At 63.1% G+C, this 22,549-nt stretch carries 19 protein-coding genes; 10 read left to right on the top strand and 9 right to left on the bottom strand.

The window, feature by feature from the left end; all coding sequences use genetic code 11:
- Positions 1-27 precede the first annotated feature (27 nt).
- From IFT47_RS18615 to IFT47_RS18585, 7 genes are all read right to left on the bottom strand, one after another.
- On the bottom strand, positions 28-1,008 hold the full coding sequence (locus IFT47_RS18615) for a 2-hydroxyacid dehydrogenase (protein WP_192173650.1): 981 nt from the start codon (positions 1,006-1,008) through the stop codon (positions 28-30).
- Between the two features lie 15 nt (positions 1,009-1,023).
- Positions 1,024-2,340 carry an MFS transporter gene (locus IFT47_RS18610; protein ID WP_192173651.1) on the bottom strand — a complete coding sequence of 439 codons (1,317 nt, stop codon included), beginning with the start codon at positions 2,338-2,340 and terminating at the stop codon, positions 1,024-1,026.
- A 71-nt stretch (positions 2,341-2,411) separates the two neighbouring features.
- Positions 2,412-3,377: a sugar kinase gene (locus IFT47_RS18605; RefSeq protein WP_192173652.1), complete on the bottom strand. Its 966-nt coding sequence runs from the start codon at positions 3,375-3,377 to the stop codon at positions 2,412-2,414.
- Positions 3,370-4,191: a sugar phosphate isomerase/epimerase family protein gene (locus tag IFT47_RS18600; protein ID WP_192173653.1), complete on the bottom strand. Its 822-nt coding sequence runs from the start codon at positions 4,189-4,191 to the stop codon at positions 3,370-3,372. The genes IFT47_RS18605 and IFT47_RS18600 overlap by 8 nt, the downstream gene beginning before the upstream one ends.
- A 104-nt stretch (positions 4,192-4,295) precedes the next feature.
- Positions 4,296-5,279: a LacI family DNA-binding transcriptional regulator gene (locus IFT47_RS18595; RefSeq protein ID WP_192173691.1), complete on the bottom strand. Its 984-nt coding sequence runs from the start codon at positions 5,277-5,279 to the stop codon at positions 4,296-4,298.
- 1,045 nt (positions 5,280-6,324) lie between these two features.
- On the bottom strand, positions 6,325-7,203 hold the full coding sequence (locus tag IFT47_RS18590; RefSeq protein ID WP_192173654.1) for an ABC transporter permease: 879 nt from the start codon (positions 7,201-7,203) through the stop codon (positions 6,325-6,327).
- Positions 7,200-8,186, bottom strand: a complete 987-nt coding sequence (locus IFT47_RS18585; RefSeq protein WP_192173655.1) for an aliphatic sulfonate ABC transporter substrate-binding protein — start codon at positions 8,184-8,186, stop codon at positions 7,200-7,202. Before IFT47_RS18585 ends, IFT47_RS18590 begins: the two co-directional genes overlap by 4 nt.
- A 320-nt stretch (positions 8,187-8,506) precedes the next feature.
- On the opposite strand from IFT47_RS18585, the gene IFT47_RS18580 reads away from it, so the two are divergent.
- The 9 genes from IFT47_RS18580 to IFT47_RS18540 all read left to right on the top strand — a co-directional run bounded on the left by IFT47_RS18580 (position 8,507) and on the right by IFT47_RS18540 (position 19,152).
- Entirely contained in the window at positions 8,507-9,652 is a 1,146-nt protein-coding gene (locus IFT47_RS18580; RefSeq protein WP_192173656.1) for an MFS transporter, read from the top strand.
- A 180-nt stretch (positions 9,653-9,832) separates the two neighbouring features.
- The gene (locus IFT47_RS18575) at positions 9,833-10,513 is read left to right on the top strand and encodes a hypothetical protein (RefSeq protein WP_192173657.1); all 681 of its coding nucleotides are present in this window, start codon (positions 9,833-9,835) and stop codon (positions 10,511-10,513) included.
- A gap of 276 nt (positions 10,514-10,789) precedes the next feature.
- Positions 10,790-11,710, top strand: a complete 921-nt coding sequence (locus IFT47_RS18570) for a DNA-3-methyladenine glycosylase family protein (protein ID WP_192173658.1) — start codon at positions 10,790-10,792, stop codon at positions 11,708-11,710.
- Between the two features lie 129 nt (positions 11,711-11,839).
- Entirely contained in the window at positions 11,840-12,379 is a 540-nt protein-coding gene (locus tag IFT47_RS18565) for a methylated-DNA--[protein]-cysteine S-methyltransferase (RefSeq protein WP_192173659.1), read from the top strand.
- A 91-nt stretch (positions 12,380-12,470) separates the two neighbouring features.
- Positions 12,471-13,274, top strand: a complete 804-nt coding sequence (locus IFT47_RS18560; RefSeq protein WP_192173660.1) for an isocitrate lyase/PEP mutase family protein — start codon at positions 12,471-12,473, stop codon at positions 13,272-13,274.
- Positions 13,275-13,384: 110 nt separating this feature from the next.
- Positions 13,385-14,002, top strand: a complete 618-nt coding sequence (gene lexA, locus IFT47_RS18555; RefSeq protein WP_192173661.1) for a transcriptional repressor LexA — start codon at positions 13,385-13,387, stop codon at positions 14,000-14,002.
- Complete coding sequence (imuA, locus tag IFT47_RS18550; RefSeq protein ID WP_192173692.1) at positions 14,002-14,619, top strand: translesion DNA synthesis-associated protein ImuA; 618 nt, start codon at positions 14,002-14,004, stop codon at positions 14,617-14,619. The genes lexA and imuA overlap by 1 nt, the downstream gene beginning before the upstream one ends.
- 7 nt (positions 14,620-14,626) lie before the next feature.
- The gene (locus tag IFT47_RS18545) at positions 14,627-16,054 is read left to right on the top strand and encodes a Y-family DNA polymerase (protein ID WP_192173662.1); all 1,428 of its coding nucleotides are present in this window, start codon (positions 14,627-14,629) and stop codon (positions 16,052-16,054) included.
- The gene (locus IFT47_RS18540) at positions 16,051-19,152 is read left to right on the top strand and encodes an error-prone DNA polymerase (protein ID WP_192173663.1); all 3,102 of its coding nucleotides are present in this window, start codon (positions 16,051-16,053) and stop codon (positions 19,150-19,152) included. Before IFT47_RS18545 ends, IFT47_RS18540 begins: the two co-directional genes overlap by 4 nt.
- Positions 19,153-19,404: 252 nt before the next feature.
- On the opposite strand, the gene iolG is transcribed toward IFT47_RS18540, so the two are convergent.
- Together iolG and IFT47_RS18530 are read right to left on the bottom strand one after the other, a co-directional pair.
- The gene (iolG, locus tag IFT47_RS18535; protein WP_192173664.1) at positions 19,405-20,403 is read right to left on the bottom strand and encodes an inositol 2-dehydrogenase; all 999 of its coding nucleotides are present in this window, start codon (positions 20,401-20,403) and stop codon (positions 19,405-19,407) included.
- A 58-nt stretch (positions 20,404-20,461) separates the two neighbouring features.
- Positions 20,462-21,487, bottom strand: a complete 1,026-nt coding sequence (locus IFT47_RS18530) for a substrate-binding domain-containing protein (protein ID WP_192173665.1) — start codon at positions 21,485-21,487, stop codon at positions 20,462-20,464.
- A 208-nt stretch (positions 21,488-21,695) separates the two neighbouring features.
- Between IFT47_RS18530 and IFT47_RS18525 the strand changes: the two genes are divergently transcribed.
- Entirely contained in the window at positions 21,696-22,547 is an 852-nt protein-coding gene (locus IFT47_RS18525) for an urea carboxylase-associated family protein (protein ID WP_192173666.1), read from the top strand.
- The last annotated feature ends 2 nt before the right edge of the window (positions 22,548-22,549 follow it).

The raw sequence follows: 22,549 nt of genomic DNA, 5'->3' as shown, positions 1-22,549 counted from the left end.
GCATTCCCATATCCCACAGAGTATCTATCAGCCATTCCACGCAGCGGGATTGACCAGATCCTTCGGTCGCTCGCCCGCCAGGGCCGCCAGCAGATTGTCCACGGCACAGCGGGCCATGGCCTCGCGGGTCTCGTGGGTCGCCGAGCCCATGTGCGGGGTCGCCACCACGTTGTCCATCTGCAACAGCGGCGAGTCCGGATTCACGGGCTCCTGCTCAAAGACATCCAGACCGGCCGCGCGAATCTGGCCGTTCTGCAGCGCGGCAATCAGCGCCTGCTCGTCCACCACCTTGCCGCGGGCGATGTTGATGAAGATCGTCTCCGGCCGCATCTGCGCAAACTGCTCGGCACCGATCAGCCCCTCGGTTTCGGCGGTCAGCGGCACGGTCAGGCACACAAAATCCGCTTCGCGCAGCAGGTCTTCCAGGCTGCGATAGCGGGCATCAAAGCGCGCTTCCACCGCCGGCTTGGGTGAGTGACTGTGGTAAATCACCGGCATCCCGAACCCGAAATGCCCCCGTTGCGCCACCGCTTCGCCAATCCGGCCCATGCCGATGATGCCCAGCGTCTTGCCATGCACGTCGGAACCAAAGTGCTGCGGCCCGATGTTCTGCTTCCACTGGCCGTCGCGGACCATGTTCGCCAGCTCCACTACCCTACGTGCCGTGGCCATGATCAGCGCGAAACCGGTGTCGGCGGTGGTTTCGGTGAGCACATCCGGGGTGTTGGTCAGCAGAATGCCGCGCCGCGTCAGGTACTCGATGTCGTAGTTATCGACCCCCACCGAGACGCTGGACACCGCTTTCAGCTTTGGCGCCAGGTCCAGCAATTCGGCGTCCAGCTTCACGCTCGCGCCGAGCAAGGCATCGGCGTGGGGCAGGGCGTCGCGCAAGCGTGCCAGGCCGTTGCTGGATTTCGGATCATCGATCAGCGTGACCTCGGCCTGGGCTTGCAGGCGTTGCATCAACGGGCCCGAGAGTTTTTTGTAGAGCACAACATGGTGAGTCATCTAAAGAGTTCCTGATCAGGAGTGGGCAGGCGCAGGACCAACGCCAGGCTTGTCGCTCAGCGGCCGGGCCTTGCTGTCCGGCTTGAGCAGCAGCGTCAGCACCACCGAGACCAGCAGCGCGCCGCTCATGAACAGGTACGACGCGCTCAAGGTGCCGGTGACGCCATTCAGGTAGCCGACGAGGTAGGAACCGGCGAACGAACCGAGCGCACCGAGGCTGTTGATCAGTGCCATGGCGCCGCCCGCGACGTTGGCCGGAAGGATTTCCGGGACGATCGCGAAGAACGGACCGTAAGGCGCGTACATGCAGGCGCCGGCGATGACCAGCAGCGAGTAGGACCACCAGAAATGTTCGGTACCCAGCGCGTAGGAGCCGTAGAACGCAACGGCGGCCAGCAGCAGCGGCGGCCAGACGAAGGCTTTGCGCTTCTGGGTTTTATCCGACGCCCAAGACACCAGCACCATGCCGATCACCGCAGCCAGATACGGCAGGGCCGAGAGCCAGCCGGCTTCGACCATGTCCATCTGCATGCCTTTCTTGATGATGGTCGGCAGCCACAGCACGAAGCCGTACACGCCGATGCTCCAGCAGAAGTACTGCGCGGCCAGCAACAGCACGCGCGGAGAGCGGAACGCCTCGGCGTAGTTTTTCACCGGCTTGATGCCGACCTGTTCGGCGTCGAGGCGCGCTTGCAGTTCGGTCTTTTCTTCAGCGGTCAGCCACTTGGCCTGGGCCGGACGCTCGTCCACCAGACGCCACCAGATAAACGCCCAGATCACCGCCGGCAGGCCTTCGACGATGAACATCCAGCGCCAGCTGAAGTGTGCGACCAGATAACCGGACACCACCGACATCCACAGCATCGTCACCGGGTTGCCGAGGATCAGCACGGTGTTGGCGCGGGAGCGTTCGGCCTTGGTGAACCAGTAGCAGAGGTACACCAGCATGGCCGGCATCACCGCCGCTTCGACCACCCCGAGCATGAAGCGGATGCCGATCAGCATGTAAGCGTTGGAAACGATGCCGGTCAGGGTGGCCAGGCCGCCCCACAGGATCAGGCTGACGAAGATGAGTTTCTTGACGCTTTTCTTCTGCGCGTAGATGGCGCCGGGCACTTGGAAGAAGAAGTAACCGAGGAAGAACAACGCCCCCAGCAACGACGACATGCCCGGGGTGATGTGCAGGTCTTCGGCCATCCCCGACGCGGCGGCGAAGCCATAGTTGGCGCGGTCCAGGTACGCCAGGCTGTAGGTGATGAAGACGATGGGCATGATCAACAGCCAGCGACGTTTGAGGCCGGCGTGTTTCACGGATTCGAGCAGCTTTTCCATTTCAGGCTCCCTGAGCATGTTGTTTTTGTCGCAGCAGGTGATGGAGGTTCGGTGTGTGTGAAAGCAAGGGTTCAGGCGCTCTGTCGTCGGGCGCCTGCCGAGACGTTGGCGGCATCGAGTGCGGCGCGGGTGGGCAGGCCTTCCATGTCGCCACGGCTTTGCACGACCTGGCTGCCGACCCAGTTGCCCCGGGCAGTGGCTTGCTCGAACCCGAGGTTTTCCAGCAGCGCACTGATCACCCCGACGGCGAAGCCATCGCCTGCGCCCACGGTGTCGACCACATTGGCCACCGGCACGCCGGGCAAGAACGCCTCATTGAGCTGAGTGCGGTAATACGCGCCCTTGGCGCCGAGTTTGATGATCACCGCCTCGACGCCCATGTCCAGGTAGAAACGGGCGATGTCAGCCGGCGTGTCGAAACCGGTGAGCAATTCACCCTCGGCCAGACCCGGCATGACCCAGTGGGCGTGGCTGGCGAGATGGTTCACTTCGCGGATCATCGTCGCCTGGCTCGACCACAGCGAAGGCCGCAGATTGGGGTCGAACGACACGCTGCGGCCGGCCTCGCGCATTTGCGTCATCAGCACGTGGGAAAGCTCCCGGCAGGTGTCGGACAGCGCCGCCGGAATGCCGGTGGCGTGCAGATGCCGCGCTTTCAGCAGCTCGGGAACGATGTCGTTGACCGACAGGTGACTGGCCGCCGAGCCGCGACGGAAATACTCGACCACCGGATCTGCGCCTTCCAGCTCCAGGGATTTGAACTGAAAACCGGTGGGGTGCGCGGCGTCCACGGTGACGTGAGCGCAGTCCACGCCTTCCTGTTGCAGGCTGTCGGTGACGAAGCGGCCCATGGAGTCGTTGCCGACCCGGCTCAGCCACGCCACCTTGAAGCCCAGCCGCGAGAGCCCGATCGCCACATTGCTGTCGGCACCGGCGATGCGTTTCTCGAAGTGGCGCACCTGCGCCAGATCTCCGGTTTGCTCGGCCACCAGCATGGTCATGGTTTCGCCGAAGGAGAGAATATCGATCTCAGACATGGCTCAGCGCCTCCGTTTCCGTTGCGTTGGAGTGAGTGGGTCGCGACTGGCCAAGGCGGGCGAGCAGGGCAACCTGTTCGCGGGTCACCTCCAGCAAGTCGTCGCCTTGCAGCGGGTACTCGATGGCGCGGGGCAGGTTTACCGGCATGTGCTGGATGAGCAATTCCCACTGTTGCAGGTCGATTGAAGCAGGCGGCACGGCGATGAGCTTGCCTGACGCGCTCCGGGAGATTGCCTTGCAGTGCAGGTATTCGACGTAACGGCCCAGCTGCTGGGCGGCGTCGCGGGCGGACTGCTCCTGCCAGCGCCAGTTGCCGATGTCGAAGGTCATGCCAATGGGCATTTGCAGCGCGGTGATCTGCGCGAAGAACTCCACGAAGGGCTCAATGCGGCCGCCCTGTTCGGTCTGATCGTTTTCCACCAGCAAGTGAACGTCGTAGGGCGCCAGGCGATCAGCCAGCGCGGCGACGTCGCAGTGCTCGCCAAAATGCCCCAGCGACACTTTGAGCCAGAACGCACCGCACGCGGTGGCGCGCTCCAGGGTCGATTTCAATTCGGGGTTCGGTTGCGTGTCGCCTTCGAGCCACAACTCAAGGGGCGCCGAGTACAGGCACTCCAGGCCTTGAGCCTGAATGGCGCGGGCAAGGGCAGGGAAGTCTTGGTCATGAACGCCGGGGCTGAACAGCTCTTCGCGCAGCTCGATACGCTTGACGCCGGCATCAACGAGTAGCGGGATGAAACTGGCCTGGCCTTGGGTACGTACACGATCGGCACCGAAGGCGCCGAGGCTAATGGCAACGGATGGTAGGGTCATTATTATTGTCCTCTGAAACCGGTTACATTTTTGTTCGAACGAGCGAACCGGGTAAAAGTTCGTGTCGGCGTGCAGGGTCTGACCTGCGGTATCTGTGTGGGATGTCAGGTCTGTCGTCGGGTCGAGCCCCGCGCGATCAACTGCGCGGGGAAGTCGTACAGCCGCACCGGCTCCTGATCCCCACGCAGTCGATTGAGCAGGCATTCGAAAGCGGTGATGCCCATCTCATGGGTAGGTTGGGCCAGCGACGTGATGCCGCTGCCGACCAGCGGGTACCAGTCCAGCTCGTCGAGGGCGATCAAGCCGATGTCGTTGAACAAGTGACAGCCCAGCTCATGCAATTGGCGGGTGGTGATCAGGGTTGCGACGCCGTTGGCGGTGAACAGCGCTTTGGGGCCGGGGCCTTCTTGCGCGAGGAAGTGGCGCAACCGATCGCGTAATGATTCGCCGGTTTCGCAGACCTGCCCATGCATGTCGGTTCGCTCGGCGATCTGTTTCTTGAAGGCGTCCATCCGCTCGATCCGCGAACTGGTGCCGTCCTGGGGTTCGGTGACCATGAGTACATCGCGATAGCCGGCGTCATGCAGATGATCCAGCGCCTGCCGGACTGCCGTGACGTTGTCGAGACCGACGAGGTCGCTGTGCAGTTCATCGACCTTGCGGTCCACCAGCACCATCGGCAGTTCGCGGTGCAGTTCGCGCAGTTCGTCGAGGTGATGGCCGAGGGTGTTAACGATCAGGCCTTCGATGTTGTAGGAGCGCAGGGCGGCGAGGTGCAGGCGTTCCTGTTCATCGTCGCGGTCGGTGTTGCAGACGACGAGGCTGTAGCCGTGTTTGCGGCAGGCCGTTTCGACGCCGTGCATGACGGCGATGGAGTAGGGGTTGCGGATGTCGGCGACGAGCATGCCGATCAGGCGGGTGCGGCCGCGTTTGAGGCCGCGGGCCATTTGGTTGGGGCGATAGCCGAGGGTGTCGATGGCCTGTTCGATGCGTTTGGCGATGGCATCGGACAGCAGTTGCCGGTCATCGCCGATGAAGCGCGAGACACTGGCCTTGGAGACGCCGGCGAGGTCGGCGACGTCGTTCATGGTGACGCGGGTGCGCGTCGGGGTGGAGATGCTGTTCACGGCCTGGACCTTATTGGATTTATCAGCAGGCTTATGGGGGAGAGCGGTAGGGCTCTGAAACCGGTTTCAGGAGACACCAGATTGTGGGGTGGCGTCAATATGGCTTTAAGAGCATCTGCCTAACGGCAGATATTTCGCCTTCGGCGTTTTTCAGATCAAGGGCGTCTGCCTGGGGGCAGACTGTTTCGCCTTCGGCGAGTTACTTGGAAAAGCACCCCAAGTAACCAAGGGTGCTTGCTCTCGGTTTGGCCCTTCGTTCCTCAGGGTTCCTTCACTCCGGTCTCGCTCCGTGGGCCCGCGCCGAACGGACATCCATGTCCTGACGGCGCTCTCGCCGCATCCATGCGGCTCGGCCCACGGAGCGAGACCTGCGTTCAGCCTGCACCCAAGTCGCGATGGGTGTCGTCTGGGCTTTTTGCGTAGGAAGATCAAAAGCAGATCAAAGGCGGAGCAAAGCAGATCAAAGGCTTCCCGGCTGAAGCCGGTCCTACAGTTGGAGGCGATTCCACAGGGTGTACGCGGTGCCTTTAGTGGGACCGGCTTTAGCCGGGAAGAGGCCGGCTCAGGCGCCGGCATTTTTTGCTGATAGCACGCCCCTACCTGTGGGAGCGAGCTTGCTCGCGAATGCTTTATCTCAAACACCAGATATCCGTTGAATGTACCGACCCCTTCGTGAGCAAGCTCACTCCCACAAGTCCTTACCGCATGACCCGCTGTTGATCTGCTTTTGATCTTCGTACACAAAAAGTCCGGTCACCGCGAAACGCGACTTTGGTGCAGGCCGAACGCAGACGACGCGGAGTGGGCCGAGCGGCATGGATGCCGCGAGAGCGCCGTCAGGACATGGATGTCCGTTCGGCGCGGGCCCACGGAGCGTCGTCGGAGTGAGGGTATTCCGACGAAGGAGGAACCCAACCAGGAGCAAGCACCCTTGGTTACTTGGGGTGCTTTTCCAAGTAACTCGCCGAAGGCGAAACAGTTTGCCGTTAGGCAAACGCTTTTGATCTTAGCCTTTGAAAGTATCCCGCCAGGCCAAAAACCGCCGTTCCAGCATCGCCAACACCCCATCGGTCAACTTGCCCAACACCGCCAGCACAATGATCGCCGCCAGCACAATGTCGGGCCTCGACGTCTCGCGTCCGTCACTGAGCAAATAACCCAGCCCCTTCGTCGCAGCGATCAACTCCGCTGCCACCAGAAACATCCACGCCAGACTCAACCCCGAGCGCAAGCCGGTAAACAGACCGGGCAGGGCGGCGGGCAAAAACATATGCACAATCATCTGCCGCTGACTGAAGCGAAATATCTGCCCGACCTCCACCAGCTTGCGATCGATGTTGCGAATCGCCGCCACGCCGTTCAGGTACACCGGAAAAAACGCGCCGATGGCAATCAGCACAATCTTGGAAGTCTCGCCAATACCCAGCCACAGCAACAACAGCGGCACCCAGGCCAGGCTCGGGATTGAGCGCAGGCCGGCGAACGTCGGCTCCAGATACGCTTCCGCCTCGCGACTGAGCCCGACCCATGCCGCGAACACCAGCGCCAGACCCGCACCGATCACGAACCCCGACAGCACCCGCGTCAAACTGGCGCCGATGTGTTTCCACAGCGCGCCGTCGGCCAGGTCCGTCAGCGTCGTGGAGATTTCGCTGGGCGCCGGCATCTGGTAGGACTGCACCCAGCCCACGCGGACGGCAATTTCCAACAACAGCAAAAGGGCCACCGGCACGGCAAGCCCCTTCAGGCGGGTTTGCCCATTCCCACGTGCACGCCGCACAACCGGTTGCGCGTCCAACGCCTCGTCCTTCAACACCTGAGCCCTGGGGCTGACGCTGCTTCCGATACCGCCGCCACTGACTTCGCTGCCCCGCGCGTTGCTCATGGCTTGGCGACGACCGCGTTGCCGAAGCTCGGGTCGATCAACTGGTCGATGACCTGATCGACGTTCGTCCCTTTGCGCACCAGCGCTTCGGAAACCAGAATCGGCGCGGCGGCCTTCGACGCGGTCACGTCTTTGTCGGTCAGCAGCGGGCTGCCGAGGTCAGTGCGGGTCAACTGCAATTTGGCGACATCCAGCGGCAGGCCTGACTCGGAGGCGAGCAATTGGGCCAGCTCGTCCGGATTTTTCAGCGACCATTCCCGGGCTTTTTCGTACGCGCCAAGGACGGTTTTGATCGCTTCAGGGTGTTCCTTCGCATAACGCTCGGTCACGCTGACCACGCCGAAGCTGTTGAAGTCCTTGTTGCGATACAACAAGCGCGAGCCGGCCTGTATTTCGCTCGCGGCCATGTGCGGATCGAGCCCGGCCCAGGCGTCGACGTCGCCTTTCTCCAGCGCAATACGGCCGTCCGGGTGTTGCAGATGCAAGAGTTCGACGTCGTCCTTGGTCAGCTTCGCCTGCTGCAAGGCGCGCAGGGTAAACAGGTAAGGGTCGGTGCCTTTGGTAGCGGCGATTTTCTTGCCCTTCAGATCGGCAACGCTCTGCAGGGTCGAATCCTTGCGCACCACCAGCGCGGTCCACTCGGCGCGGCTGTAGACATAAACCGATTTGATCGGGCTGCCGTTGGCCCGCGCCAGCACCGCCGAGAGACTGGCGGAGGAGGCGAAGTCGACGCCGCCGCTGTTGAGGTATTCCAGCGAGCGGTTGCTGCCCTGGCTGAACACCCAGCTGACTTTGCTGTATGGCAGGGCTTTTTCCAGCCAGCCAAAGTGCTTGAGCACCAGACTGACCGGCGAGTAGTAGGCGTAATCCAGGTGCACCTCGGCCGGTGGCGCCTCGGCAGCCTGGACCAGCGGCTGTAACGTCAGTGCAAGCGCGCCGGCGAGTAGTTTGAAGGACGTCGGCAGACGGGAAAGTGCGGTCATGGGTGAGTGTCCAGTCAAGGGGCGGAAGCTGCGCACGGCTGCTTATGACGAAATCAGCAGTCGGAGCGAATCGATCTGCTTGATTGGAATATTGCAGGCTTTGTGCCATTGGCGAGGCGCCGCCCAGGTCCCCTGATTGCGGGGCCGGGCAAGTGGGAAAGTGCTACCGATGCAACAGTCTGCTGATCGACTGTTGCTGGGCAAACAGCGGCAATCTCCGCCGTCCGAAGACTCAGCACGCTGCGCTGCGCTGCGGGTTGTCAGCCGACGCGCAGAACCGCATGCTGGCGCTCCACCGTTGCAACAGGGCCTCTCCGAGCATGTCCGCCGTCACTGCCCGTTCCGCCGATTCCGCATCGCGCCGTTCTGCGATCATTCTCAGCTTGTGCCTGCCCAGCGACGTGCTTCTGTATCTGTTGCTGCCGATGAACGCCGGGGCCTTCGGCATCAGCCTCGCCCAAGCAGGGATCCTGCTGGCGGCCAACCGGCTGGTCCGGATTTTCGGCTACAGCTATGTCGTACGTTTCTACGCCGCGCGGGGCGATCGCGCGGCCTTGACGCTGGCGGCCCTGGTATCGGCGGTCTGCGCGTTTGGCAACAGCTTCATCAGCGGGTTCTGGTGGTTGCTGATCCTGCGACTGGGCTGGGGCCTGAGTTACGCGGCGCTGAACCTGTCGACCCAGGCATTGGCGACCTCGGAGCCAGGTGGAGCGGCACGTCGGGCGGGTCGATCCCGCGCGATGATCGCCATCGGCCCTATGCTGGCACTGCCCATCGGCGCGCTGATCAGCCTGCATTACGATCCGCGGCTTATCTTTTTCATCCTCGCGCTGTGTTCCCTTGGAGCGGTGTGGTTTGCGCGTGGGCTGCCCGCTGCGCCGCATCCCTTGCCCACTTCCGCCGGGCGCCGTTTCAAGCGGCCGGACAGTGTGGCGCTGTGGTCGTTCGTCGAGGGCGTGGCGCTGGACGGGCTGTTCATCTTCGGGTTGTCGCTTCAGGCGCAGACGGTGCTCGGCGGCAATGCGGTCTTTATCGCCGGTGTGTTGCTGGCCCTGCGCTACGCCTCGGAGATGCTTCTCAGCCCGTTGGGCGGGCGCGCGGCTGACAGCTTCGGCGCTGTGCGCATGCTGGTGGTGCTTTCCGCCTCGACCGCACTGGCGTTGACGGCCTTCGGCTTTCACTGGCTGATCGTCGGCGCCGGCGCGATTCTGATCCTGCGGGCGTTGCAATTGCCATTGGTGACGACCCTGGTCGCCGAACGCAATCCGGGGCCGGGCAGGGTTCAGGCGCTGGCGGGCAATGCGGTGTGGCGCGACGTCGGTGCAGGCGTCGGACCGCTGCTCGCCGGGGTGTTGCTGCCGTGGGCTTCCCCTGCATGGATTTACACCACAGCGGGGGTCGCCGTGCTGCTCAGCGCGGTGGTCTGCAGTCGATACAAACCGGTGCCCCAAAACAACACACTCTGACCGTTCGGCGATTAATTCGGCAAATCAGGCGCTTGCGTGCAACCTCTTGAGCGTTTTCTGATCTGATGGGCATTCGTTATACGGAAATATTTGCTTGCCATACTGCACCGAGCCGCACGCTGACAAGGACGTTGCATCGGGCGTCACGCCCATCACGAGCCATCAGAACTCCATGCCGATATGAGCCTTTCAACACCTCCTCTGTGGTCCCGCGCGATGCAGCGCATGACCTATTTTCTGTTTCCGACCCTCCTCATCGCTTCCGCCATTTTCTGGTTCGCCGCCGGTAAGGGGGTTCATGCCGAGGCCAAGAACGGCACCCAGACCCTGGTGTTTCTGCGCCACGCCGAGAAGCCCGAAACCGGCCTGGGTCAGCTGAACTGCCAGGGCCTCAATCGGGCCATCGACCTGTCCACGGTGCTGCCGAATACCTTCGGCAAAGCCGATTTCATCTTCGCGGCCAACCCGAGCCGTCATGTGGAAGAGGGCGAGCACGATCATTCCTACAGCTACCTTCGCCCCCTGATGACCGTCGGCCCAAGTGCCATAAAGCTGGGCCTGCCGGTCAATATCGATTTCGCCGCCAACGACACCGGTGATCTGGCCGATGAGCTGATGCGCGACAAATACCACGACGCCACCATCTACACCGCCTGGTCCCACGGCTACTTGCCGGAGCTGATCAACAAGGTCGCCGAGGAAGCGTCTGGCGAGAAGGTCAAACTGGTCAACGACTGGGTCGCCGAGGACTTCGATTCCGTGCTGGTGCTGACGCTCAAATGGAACGACGGCAAAGCCACGCTGCAGTATGAAAACTACAAGCAGAATCTTGACGGCGGTGCTGTGGGCTGCCCGAGCTGACAGAGATGCACGGGATCCGTCGTAGAACACGATCCCTGTAGGACCGGCTTCAGCCGGGAAGAGGCCAGTGCGATCACCCTCATTCTTGCGTTGTGATCCCTGACGCTTTCCCGGCTAAAGCCAGTCCTACAGTTAGAACGCGATTCCATGTGGGACCGGCTTCAGCCGGGAAGAGGCTAGTGTGATAACCCTCACTATGCGTTCCCGCCCGAAAAGTTTGTGCGCCTCCATCGATTACGCTAGCGTCAGCCGACCCTGACTGCCGGCAGTTCCCCCATGCTTCAACCTCTCCAGCCCCACGCCTCGCGCCTGATACCCTTTCACCCACCGTTTGACTGGCAGCGCATGCTCGATTTCTTCGCGGCGCGGATGACGGCGGGCGTGGAGGCGGTGGTCGATGGGGTGTACCTGCGCAACATCGATTTCAAGGGCAGCCTCGGTGCTTTGTCGGTCGCACTGGCGCCGGACGGGCAACATCTGCTGGCGACCGCCCACGGCGAGGTGAGCCAGCACATTGATGAGCTGATCGTGCCGGTGTCTCACATGTTCGATCTGTACGCCGAACCTCACATCATTGACCACGCCCTGTCGCAAGACCCGTGGCTGGCATCGCTGGTGCAGCGTCGTCCGGGGCTGCGTGTGCCGGGATCGTTTTCCGGGTTCGAGCTGGCGGTGCGCACGGTCGTCGGGCAGCAGGTCAGCGTCAAGGGTGCAACCACGATTGTCGGTCGTCTGGTGCAGCGCGCCGGGGTTCAGGTCAGCGAGGGTCTGCATGAACAGCTGGGGTGGCGATTCCCGACGCCGGATGCCCTGGCGCAGGCCAACCTGGACAAGATCGGCATGCCCGGCAAGCGCGTCGATACCCTGCAGCGTCTCGCCGCAGCGGTGGCCAGTGGCGAGCTGTCCCTTGACGTGCGCCATGGCGACCTCGGCGATGTGCGGCGACAGTTGCTGGCCATGCCCGGCATTGGCCCCTGGACCGTGGAATACATCGCCATGCGCGCCTGGCGTGACCCGGACGCCTGGCCCGCCGCCGATCTGGTGCTGATGAATCTCATGACCCTGCAGGAGCCGAGCCTGCTGCGCCTGCCACAGCACAAGGCGCGGGCCGACGCCTGGAAACCCTGGCGCGCCTACGCCGCCATGCACATCTGGAATTCCGCGGCGGATGCGGCGGGCAAGCAGAAGGGCGGCTGACCGGCGAGTTCGAGCGCAAGAACCGGGTGGTTCGGGAAGGGCGCGCGAGTAGTATGTCGACGTACGGACGATTCCAGTTAATCCCGGCGCGCCCGTATCGAGAGTAAAAACCAGCGCAGGAGCCAGACGATGACCTTCACCTACCGTTTCATCGATTCCCCGGTTGGGCAGCTGAAACTGATCGCCAAGGGCCCGCGTCTGGCCGCCGTGCTGTGGGAAAACGACCGCCCGAACCGCGTGCTGCTCGGAGCCATGAGCGAAGATGACGGCAGCGATATTCTTGACCGGACCGAACGCCAGCTCGCCGAATACTTTGCAGGTCGCCGTCAGCGCTTCGAGCTTGAACTCGAATTCCATGGGACGGATTTTCAGCAGAAAGTCTGGCAGGCCTTGCTGAATATTCCCTTCGGCGAAACCCGCAGTTATCTAGACATTGCCCTGCAGATCGGCAACCCCGCCGCCGTGCGCGCGGTCGGAGCCGCCAACGGCAAAAACCCCATCTCGATCATCGCCCCCTGTCATCGGGTGATCGGCAGCTCCGGTGCGCTGACCGGTTTTGCGGGTGGCCTCGATGCCAAGCACCTGCTGCTGACCCTGGAGGGGTATCAGCCGGTACAGCGGGGAAGGCGCGTCATGGCAGTGGCTTCGACCCAGGCGTCACTGTTCTGAATCAATCGCTTCACGGTTTACGCAAAGCTTCACGCAACACGCCGCTTGAAAACGTACGCAACGGCCGACCCTTAAATCAATGGAGATGATCATGCCCGGTTCCGCTCAGACGTTTCGCTCACTGCACCACCAATCCACCGTTTTGCGTCTGCCCAATGCCTGGGACGCGGGCAGCGCGCGGCTGTTCGAAAGCCTCGGCGCCACGGCCATTGCGACCACCAGCGCCGGGGTCGCCTGGGCCCAGGGCTATGCCGATGGCCGGGTGTTTCCGGTCGGCATTGCGGTCAGCGTCGCGGCCAGCATCGCGCGATTGATCAAGGTGCCGCTGTCGGTGGACATGGAAAACGGCTATTCGGACGACCCGCAAACCGTTGCGGAGAACGTCAAGCGGGTGCTGGACGTCGGGGCGATCGGCATCAATATCGAGGACGGTTCCGACGCGCCGGATCTGCTGGCCCGCAAGATCGAGGCGATCAAAAGCATGGCGGCCCGTAACGGGCTGGACGTCTTTATCAATGCCCGCACGGACGTTTACCTGGCGAGTCTGGTCCCTGATGAGCTGCGCCTGGAGGAAACCCTGAAGCGAGGCCAGCTTTACAGGGAGGCGGGTGCGGACGGCCTGTTCGTCGCGGCCCTGGTGGATGTCGAGCAGATCAAAGCCGTCGTTGCAGGCATCGGTCTGCCCCTCAATCTGCTGGCGCGACAGGGACTGCCCGCCGCCGATGCGTTGGCCGCATTGGGCGTTCGCCGGTTGAGCGCCGGATCCAGCATCGCCCAGACCCTGTGGGGACAGGCCGAGCAACTGGCACGGGGCTTTCTGGAGGAAGGGCGCTCGGAAACGGTCATCGAGACCAGCCTCGCGTATCCGCAGATTCAAGCGCTGTTTGAGCGCTAAAGAAAGGGCTTTTGAGCAGGGTGGTGATTCCCCGTATTCGCCGCTCTGTTACAAAAATTGCAGCCGGATCGACAAGAGGCGCTAGTCAGGTTTAGTCGAGAAGAGTACAAATGTGCTCCATGACGACCCTATCCCCAAAACGCGCTGCCATCCTCACGTTCATTCGAGATCGCATCGCCCAAAATGGCCAGCCTCCCAGCCTGGCTGAAATTTCCGAAGCCTTCGGATTTGCTTCCCGCAGTGTCGCGCGCAAGCACATCGTGGCGCTCACCGATGCCGGTTTGATCGAAGTCACCGCCAATCAGGCCCGCGGCATCCGGCTGGTGGACACCCGTCCGCGGCCGCAGATGCTCGACATTCCCGTCCTCGGGCGGGTAGCCGCCGGTGCGCCCATCGGCCCCGACCTCGATAACCACGACACCTTCACGCTGGACAGCCGCACCTTCATGCGCGTCCCGGATTACCTGCTGCGGGTGAGCGGGGACTCTATGATCGACGACGGCATCTTCGATGGCGATCTGGTGGGCATCCTGCAAAGCGCCGACGCCCGCGACGGGCAGATCATCGTGGCCCGGCTGGACGGCGAAGTGACCATCAAGCGCCTTGAGCGCGGCGATGATCAGCTGCGCTTGCTGCCGCGCAACCCTGCGTATAAACCCATCATTGTTCGGCCCGACCAGGACTTCGCCATCGAAGGTGTGTTCTGTGGCCTGGTGCGCCGGGAATGATGGGCGCGGTGGTCAGCCTGGACGCGCTGCTGGACGAGCGGCGCGTCTGGAAGGGGCGTCAGCAGGTTGCCTCCGTGGCCGCGCAGCCCACCGGCCATGCGGCCCTCGACGCGGCGTTGCCCATGGGGGGCTGGCCCCCTGCGGCGATGACCGAAGTGCTGGTCGCAGCCAACGGCAGTGGCGAGTTGCGGCTGATGTGGCCAACCCTGGCGCGGCTTGCTGACAGCGGCGAACGCATCGTGCTGGTCGCGCCTCCCTATCTCCCCTATGCCCAGGCCTGGCAGATGGCGGGCATCGACCTGAGGCAGTTGTCGATCATCCACGCCAACGAGCGCGATGCCCTATGGGCAGTTGAGCAATGCCTGCGCTCGGGCAGTTGCGGCGCGGTGTTGTGCTGGCCGACCAAGGTCGACGACCGCGCCCTGCGTCGGTTGCAGGTGGCCGCCGAAACCGGTGAAACCCTGGCCTTTGCCTGTCGCGGGCATGAGGCGGCCGCCAATCCGTCACCGGCCGCGCTGCGTATTGCCATCGACGCGCGCCCCAGTCAGTTGCGGGTGCTCAAGTGTCGCGGCGGGCTGCCGCCTGCTTCCCCCGTTCCGTTCACTGCTGACGCTTGAGGTTGCCATGCTCTGGGCTTGTGTCCTCCTGCCGCAGCTGGCGCTGGACGGCGTCATACGTCGTCGCGAAAACCCTGAAGAACCGCTGGCGCTGATCAGCGGCACGGCGCAGCGCCGGGTGCTGCAGACGGTCAACCCGGCGGCCCGGGCAATGGGCCTGCGTGCCGGCCAGTCGTTGACCGCAGCCCATGCCATGACCCGTGAATTCGCCACCGTCGAATACGACCCCGACGAAACCGAGCGCTGGCATCGTTTGCTGGCGGCCTGGGCCTACCGTTTCAGTTCCCATGTCAGCCTCAAGTACCCGCGCGTGCTGTTGATGGAGGTTGAATCCAGCTTTGGCCTGTTCGGGCCGTGGCCGGTCTTCGAAGCGCGTCTGCGTCAGGAACTGACCGAGCTGGGCTTCACCCACCGCATCGTCGCGGCACCCAATCCGCTGGCGGCCCGCATGCTTGCCAACGCCCATGATGGTCTCGCCGTGACCGATGGCGACACGCTGCATGAGGTGCTGGCACAGATGCCGGTCAACCGCATCGGCCTGCCAACCGAGGTGGCCACGGCCCTGGCGCGCATGGGCCTGCATCGCGTGCGACAGGTTCAGGCGTTGCCCCGTGACACCCTGGCCCGGCGTTTCCCGGCGGCGGTCCTGCAACACCTCGACACGCTGTTCGGGCGCCGGCCCATGGGGCTGGAGTGTTATGTGCCGCCGGACCGTTTCGATACCCGTATCGAGCTGAATTTCGACGTCGAATCCCATCAGGCGCTGCTGTTCCCGCTCAAGCGCATGATTGCCGATCTGGCGGTGTTTCTGGCCGGGCGCGACAGCGGCGTGCAACGTTTCGTGATTCATCTGGAACACGTGCCAAGCGTCGGCAGCGTGGCCCCGGACACACAGATTCCCGTCGGCCTGCTCAGTGCCGAGCGCGAAGCCAACATGCTGTTCGAGCTGGCGCGGGGCCGTCTGGAGCAAGTCGAAGTGCCGTCGCCGGTGCGCGCGTTGCGATTGCAGGCCAAGGATCTGCCGGCCTTCGTGCCCACCCACCGCGAGCTGTTCGACGACCGTCCGCAGCAGACCATGCCCTGGGAGCAACTGCGCGAGCGTTTGCGCGCACGGCTTGGGGATGAAGCGGTCGCTGGCCTGGGCTTCAATGCCGACCATCGTCCGGAACACGCCTCGCTGCCCGCTTGCCCGAACAAGCCGCTGGTGCTGACCCATAAAGTGCCGCGCCCCGGCTGGCTGTTGCCTGAGCCCGAGTTACTGACCGAGCCGGGCGTGCGCGTGCTGGCCGGGCCGGAGCGCATCGAGTCGGGCTGGTGGGACGGCGGCGACGTGCGCCGCGACTATTACCTCGTCGAAACCCGCAACGGCCAGCGCGGCTGGGCGTACCGCAGCGTCGGCGACAGCAGCCTGTTGCTGCACGGCTGGTTCGCATGAGCGGGGCATACGCCGAGCTGCATTGCCTGTCGAACTTCAGCTTCCAGCGTGGGGCGTCGAGTGCGAAGGAGCTGTTCGAGCGGGCCAAACTGCATGGCTATCAAGCGCTGGCGATCACCGATGAATGCACCCTGGCGGGCATTGTGCGGGCGTGGCAGGCGGCGAAGGAATGTGAACTGCCGCTGATCATCGGCAGCGAAATCACCGTCGAGAACGGGCCGAAAATCGTCTTGCTGGTGGAGAACCTCGCCGGTTACCAGGCCTTGTGTCGCTTGATCACCCAGGGTCGGCGTCGTAGCAAGAAAGGCGAATACCGCTTGCTGCGCGAGGACTTCCAGCCGCCGCTCTCGGGGCTTTTGGCGCTGTGGCTGCCGGATCTTGAACAGGACGTCCCGACCCGGCGGAAACAAGGTGAATGGCTGCGTGGGATTTTTCAGCAGAATCTGTGGCTGAGTGTCGAGTTGCATTGCGGTCCGGATGATCGAAAGCGTCTGAACACCTTGCTCGGCATGGCACGGGCCATGGCGATTCCTGCCGTTGCCAGTGGCGACGTGCACATGCACGCCCGCGGTCGTCGGGCCTTGCAGGACACCATGAGCGCCGTTCGCCATCACACCACCGTGGCGGAGGCAGGGCATCGGCTGTTTGCCAACGGCGAGCGGCATTTGCGACCGCTGTCGGTGCTGGGCGAGCTGTATCCGTCGAGCCTGCTGATTGAAACCGTGAACATTGCCCGGCGCTGCACCTTCGACCTCAGTGAGTTGCGCTACGAATACCCCCATGAGCTGGTGCCGCCTGACCAGTCCCCCAGCAGTTGGCTGCGGCACCTGACCGAGCAGGGCGCCAGCCGTCGCTGGCCTCAGGGCGTGCCGGAGGTCGCCCGCAGCAACATCGAAAAAGAGCTGAAAGTGATCGCGGCCAAGCGTTACGAGAGTTACTTCCTCACGGTGCACGACATCGTCAGCTTCGCCCGCGAGCAGCATATCCTCTGCCAGGGTCGGGGCTCGGCGGCCAACTCCACGGTGTGTTTTGCCCTGGGCATCACCGAGCTGGACCCGTCAAAAAGCAATCTGCTGTTCGAGCGTTTCATCTCCGAAGAGCGCGACGAGCCCCCGGACATCGACGTGGATTTCGAGCACGAACGGCGCGAGGAAGTGCTGCAATACGTGTTCCGTCGATACGGCCGGGGCAGGGCGGCGCTCACCGCCGTTGCCAGTACCTACCACGGTGCGGGGGCCGTACGGGATGTGGCGCGGGTCCTCGGTTTGCCGCCCGACCAGATCAACGCCCTGGCGGACTGCTTCAGCCGCTGGAGCGACAGCATGCCGCCCGCCGAACGCCTGCGCGAATCCGGTTTCGAACCCGACAGCCCGATCCTGCGGCGGGTACTGACGCTGACCGGCGAACTCATCGGCTTCCCCCGGCATCTGTCCCAGCACCCCGGCGGCTTTGTGATTTCCGAGCATCCGCTGGAAACCCTGGTGCCCGTGGAAAACGCCGCCATGGCGGACCGCACCATCATTCAGTGGGACAAGGACGACCTCGATCTGGTCGGCCTGCTCAAAGTCGATATCCTCGCCTTGGGCATGCTCAGCGCCCTGCGCCGGACCTTCGATCTGGTCAGGGGTTATCGCGGTTACGACCTGACCCTCGCGACCATCCCCGCCGAGGACAAGCCGACCTACGACATGATCACCCGCGCCGACACCATCGGCGTGTTCCAGATCGAGTCGCGGGCGCAGATGTCCATGCTGCCGCGCTTGAAACCCAACACCTTCTATGACCTGGTGATCGAAGTCGCCATCGTCCGCCCCGGTCCGATTCAGGGCGGAATGGTCCATCCGTACCTGCGCCGCAAGAACGGCGAAGAAGAGGTAACGTACCCGTCCGATGAACTGAAAGTGGTGTTCGAGCGCACATTGGGCGTGCCCCTGTTTCAGGAACAGGTCATGCAACTGGCGATCGTCGCTGCTGATTATTCCCCCGGCGAGGCGGATCAACTGCGCCGTTCCATGGCCGCCTGGAAACGCCATGGTGGTCTCGAGCCCCATCGGATCCGCTTGAGCGAGCGCATGAAGGAAAAGGGTTACCCGGACGAGTTCATCCAGCGCATTTTCGAGCAGATCAAGGGCTTCGGCAGCTACGGCTTTCCGGAATCCCACGCCGCCAGTTTCGCCCTGCTGACCTACGCCAGTTGCTGGCTCAAGTGCCACGAGCCGGCAGCCTTTACCTGCGCGCTGATCAACAGCTGGCCCATGGGTTTTTACAGCCCCGATCAATTGCTGCAGGACGCCCGCCGCCAGCAGATCGACGTGCACCCGGTGGACGTGCGTTACAGCGACTGGGACTGTTCGCTCGAGCCGGTTGCCGGCCGCGAATACAATCAGAACCTGGCCATTCGCATGGGCCTGCGCATGATTAAGGGGTTCCGCCAGGAGGACGCCACGCGCATCGAACAGGCCCGTGGTGTCCGAGATTTCAAGGACGTGGCCGACCTGTGCATTCGCGCCGAACTGGACAACCGGGCCCGTGCTGCCCTGGCGGATTCCGGTGCCCTGCGCGGGCTGGTGGGGCATCGGCATCGGGCGCGCTGGGAGATCGCCGGCGTCGAGATGCAACGGCCGTTGTTCGGCGACGACTGTTTTGGCGAAGAGGCCCAAGTCGCGCTGCCGCTGCCGAGTGTCGCCCAGGACCTTGCTGCCGATTACGACTCCCTCGGCACCACACTCGGCCCGCACCCGCTGGCCTTGCTGCGCCCTAAACTGGCAGCGAAGCGTTTTCGCAGTTCCAAGGATTTGCTGGATGAAGAACATGGCCGAAGCTTCAGCGTCGCCGGGCTTGTCGTCGGTCGACAACGGCCCGGCACCGCCAGTGGCGTGACCTTTGTGACGCTGGAAGACGAACACGGAATGATCAACGTCGTGGTCTGGCGTGATCTGGCCGAGCGTCAACGCAAGGTGCTGGTGGGGTCGCAGTTGATGCAGGTGTTCGGCAAGTTCGAATTCCAGAAGGGCGTGCGTCACGTCATCGCCCAGCGATTGTTCGACCTCACGCCGATGCTCACCGGGCTCGACGTGCGCAGCCGGGATTTCAAGTGATGCGCAGGGAAACGTCGAACATGACGTGATTGCCGAGATGCCGGGGATAAACATTGTGGGAGCGAGCTTGCTCGCGAAAAGGGCCGTCCATCCACAGAATCTTTGGCGGCTGGAATGCTGTCTTCGTGAGCAAGCTCACTCCCACATGGACCGCATCTGCTGCGCGATACCGTGGCGTCTTGACGACGGGCAATCCCCCAGAAAATGTTCACCTGCCCGATCCTGATTTCGGGCGACGCGTTTCTCCGCGACTCAGATCTCCACCTTCACCGCCCGCCCGGTCTTGATCGATTCGATGGCACAGTTGGCCAGATGCAAGGCTCTCAAGCCGTCGCGGGCATTGGTGGGCAAGGTTTCGTTGCCCCGCACCGCGTCGATGAACTGGTTGAGCTCGATGCGATACGAAGCGGCATAACGCTCGAGAAAGAAATTCTCCAGCGGCTCACGCACTTCGGTCTGCGTGGCGCTGTAGCTGCGCACGGTGCTCGGGCGATGGTTGTCGTTGAGGATCATCCCCTTGGAGCCGAACACTTCCAGGCGCTGGTCATAGCCGTACACGGCTTCGCGGCAGCAATTGATGTGGCACTGTTTGCCGGACGCGGTGCGCAGCAGCACCATCACGCTGTCGTAGTCGTCGATTTGCGCCAGTGCGGGCTCCACCAGTCGGCTGGCGATGGCGATGACTTCGGTGGGTTCTTCGCCGAGCAGCGTGCGCGCGGTGTCGAAATCATGGATGGTCATGTCGCGGAAGATGCCGCCGGAGTGGGTCAGGTATTCCACCGGCGCCAGACCCGGATCCCGGCTGGTGATGACCACCTGGCGCACCTCGCCGATGTCCCCGCGGGCAATGGACTTGCGCATCTGCAGGGTGTCGGGGTCGAAGCGGCGGTTGAAACCGAGCATCACTTTGCCGTTCAGGCGCTCGATCTCTTCCACCGCGCGGGCGGCTTTGGCGAAATCCAGATCAATGGGTTTCTCGCACAGTACGGGTTTGCCTAGCTTGACCGCCCGCAGCATCAGGTCGATGTGGGTGTCGGTGGGCGTGCCGATGACAATCGCACCCACGTCGTCACGGGCAATGGCTTCGGCGCAGTCATAGGCCGCGGCGCAGCCCAGCTTTCCGGCGAGGGCGTCAACCCCTTCGCGCCAGGGGTCAGCGATCACCGTGAGTTGCACGTTGGGATTGGCGGCCACGTTGGCTGCGTGAATGTTGGCGATACGGCCTGCGCCGAGGACAGCAATGCGTAGCATGGGGGGATCTCCGGGATTGTTGTTATGGGGTGATCGGCGTAACGGGTGCGGCTGCACATCAGTGCGTCAGGTTGAACGGCGTGACCACCTGCACGTGGGAAACGGGAATCGGCACCGCCTTCCACAGGCGATGAAACTGCAGGATGTGCAGAAACGCGTTGCGGGCGTCGACCTGCAGGTTGTGATCGATGATCGCGGCAATCTTTTCTTCCGCCAGCAGTTGGCGGTTTTCCTGATCGAGGTCGTGGCCGATGAACACCTCAAGGGGGCGATCCAGTGCGGCGAAGGCATCGACGATCGCGCGGTTGCCGCCGCCGACGCTGTAAATGGCCTTGATCGACGGATTGTCCTGCAGCGCTCGAGTCACTTTCTCGAAAGTCGGCTCATGCACCCCGAACCCTCCGGTGACGTCGACGACGCGCAAATGCGCCGCACGGCTGCGCAGCCAGGTGCGGAAACCCATTTCTCGCTCTTCCTCGCCACGAAACAGCTCACTGCTGATCACCACGGCCACGTCCTGGGCGGCATCGTCCAGCCAGCGCGACATCAGGTACGCCGCGGTCTGCCCGGCAGTGCGATTGTCCATGCCGATGTAACCGATGCGCTCACTCTGGGGCAGATCGGAAACAAAGGTCACCACCGGCACACCCGCCGCCGTGGCCTGATTCACCGCTTCGTTGATCGGCAATTCATCCGCCGCCTTGATGATCAGGCCCTGACTGCCTTTTTCGACGCAGCGCAGAATCAGGTCGTGCATCTGCTGTGTGCCGATGGCCTGATACAGGTGAAAGCGCGGAAAGATCCGAAACGGCGCCAGACTGCCGAGCTGGGCGAGAATCGCCTCCTGCACCGCGTCGCTGAAGCGCTTGGGCGTGTGCAGGATGACGTCGATATGAAAGGTGCGGCCCACCGCAGGCCCGGATTTTTCCTGGGCTTCGAGTTCTTCGAGGGCTTGATGAATGCGGCGGTGGGTCTGGTAATGCACGCTGCCGCGCTGATGCAGGACGCGATCGACCGTCGCCTTGCTCACGCCGGCCTGGGTTGCGATCTGCTTGATGGAAAAACGTCTGGCGCGGTCGAGCATGTGAATCCCCTGAAGCCTCTCGATGAGGTCTTGTTGAGGTCGATTCGGGGCCTCGGTGAGGCTGTCGCAATGCTAGCCGCAGTTCTATTGCTTGTACAGATGGAAATTAAATTCCAAATCAGGGACGTTCGTTAATCTCTGAAAGCCCTTGGCACGGGCCGTGCTTTGCTCAAATCCTTTAGAAGTCAATCACTCGCCAGGAGCACCCATGTTCAAAGACTATCCCGCTGCTTATCAGGTCAGCAAAGGCTCGGCTCTGCAGGTCGACACGGCGTTTTATCAACGCATCCGTGAGGCGCAGGACAGCCGCTCCCTGGTCGAGCAGTTCGAAGTGCCGATCCGCACCGGGCGGGCGTGGAAGGTCAAGGCCGGGCAGGTGTTCCGCGTGACCACCCCGGTGGGCCCGCAAGTGGGCGACTTCAATGTCTGGAGCGCCGACGACCCGCGCGAACGCATGTGGGCCGCGCGCACCCGGCAATTGCAGGGCGCCCATGTCACAACCCATGACCGGTTGTGGTCGAACCTGCCGTTCCTGCGGCCGATGGTCACCATCACCGACGACAGCCTCGCCAGCTATGGCATCGACGAACATGGCGGTCGGCTGCATGACCTGCTCGGCACCCGCTGCGATCCCTACGTCAACAAGATGCTCACCGGCGAAGACTTTCACCATCACTGCCATTCGAACCTGACCCGCGCCGTGTTGCCCCACGGCCTGACCGAATTCGACGTGCACGACGTGCTGAACATCTTTCAGTGCACCGGCTTGAATCACGACGATCTTTATTTCATGAAAGCCTGCCCGGCCAAACAGGGCGATTACCTTGAGTTCTTCGCCGAAATCGACCTGCTCTGCGCGTTGTCGACGTGCCCCGGCGGCGACCTTTCATTGCCAATGTGGGGCCCGGATGCTCAGGACCCGCTGACCGTGTGCCGGCCGTTGGGCGTCGAGATCTATGACATTGATGCGGCGTTGCTCCAGGGCTGGGAGCAGCCTAAACGCGCGGCCTACAACGGTCTGCACGGGTTGAAGATCGACAATGCTGACTGGGAGAAGTAAGG

This window comes from Pseudomonas sp. CFBP 13711 (genome assembly GCF_014842265.1).
Lineage (GTDB): Bacteria > Pseudomonadota > Gammaproteobacteria > Pseudomonadales > Pseudomonadaceae > Aquipseudomonas.
The sequence above is the reverse complement of the archived record's forward strand: the minus strand, read 5'-3'. Positions and strand labels throughout refer to the sequence as shown.